Consider the following 1,035-nt stretch of genomic DNA (forward strand, 5'->3'; position numbering starts at 1 on the left):
CTAATCAAAATCCTTATCTGAAAATTACGTAAAATACAAAACCGCTTAACGAGAAGCGTTATACAAGACCGTTGGCAAACATTTGAAAAATATGAGAAAATTAATTACAACTTGTCTAATTCTAAAATGTATAATTGGATTTAGTCAAGATAATAAAGAACCAATACTTCAAGTTCTGGGGTCAGCCAAAGTAATCATAAAACCTGATTTGGCAGTTCTGAACATAAACGCATCCGAAATTGAAGAAACAATGGCTCTAGCAGTTCAAGAACTTGGGGATAAATCTGATTTTTATACTAATCTTCTAAAAAAATTGGACTTTAAACAAAACGATTTAAAAACAACTCAATTCTCAGTTTCAAAAAATAGAGTTTACCAAAATAATCGTTATGTTGACAGTGGTTACGTGGCATCACAAAAAATTCGTTTGGAATTCAAATACAAAAAAGAAACTCTAAAAAGAATTTTGACTGAATTATCAAATAGTCAAGAAGAAATTGATTTTAGCTTTGATTTTAAATTATCGGATGAACTAAAATCTGATGTTCAAGATAAAATACTTGAATACGCAGTGGCTGATTCTAAGAAAAAGGCAGAAAAAATCGCTTCCTCCGCAGATGTAAAAATTCTACGGATTTCTAAAATAACATATGGTGGTTGGGGTAGCGGTGATGGAGGTATGCAACAAGTAGAGCGCGAAAATAGATATCCTATAGCAATGGCTTCTAGTGCTGACAATACCGTGTTCAATTTTACGCCAGATGATTTATTGTTTAGAGATACAATTACCGTGGAATGGCTAATTGAATAAAAAACGTTTGCCAACAATGTATAACCGCAATTACGGCGGATTCGACTACGTCCGAATCCACTCGGAATTGCTAACGACAGTTCTTAACTTAAAATTATTAACTTTAAATCCGTAACTGACGGTTATACGAGACCGTTGTGTGTAATGTTGACCCGTCCTGAATAAAGGCTACATAATTTTAAACATTATGTACAAAAATGACAAAATCATCAGACGGTATTCAG

General features: G+C 33.0%; 1 protein-coding gene. It reads left to right on the forward strand.

Going from position 1 to position 1,035, the window contains the following annotated elements; all coding sequences use genetic code 11:
* The first annotated feature begins 91 nt into the window (after positions 1 to 91).
* Positions 92 to 811 (forward strand): SIMPL domain-containing protein, encoded by a 720-nt coding sequence (locus I4Q58_RS15415; protein ID WP_203296804.1) that lies wholly within the window; start codon positions 92 to 94, stop codon positions 809 to 811.
* Positions 812 to 1,035: the final 224 nt, after the last annotated feature.

Origin of the sequence: Luteirhabdus pelagi, assembly GCF_016827595.1 — a bacterium.
Lineage (GTDB): Bacteria > Bacteroidota > Bacteroidia > Flavobacteriales > Flavobacteriaceae > Luteirhabdus > Luteirhabdus pelagi.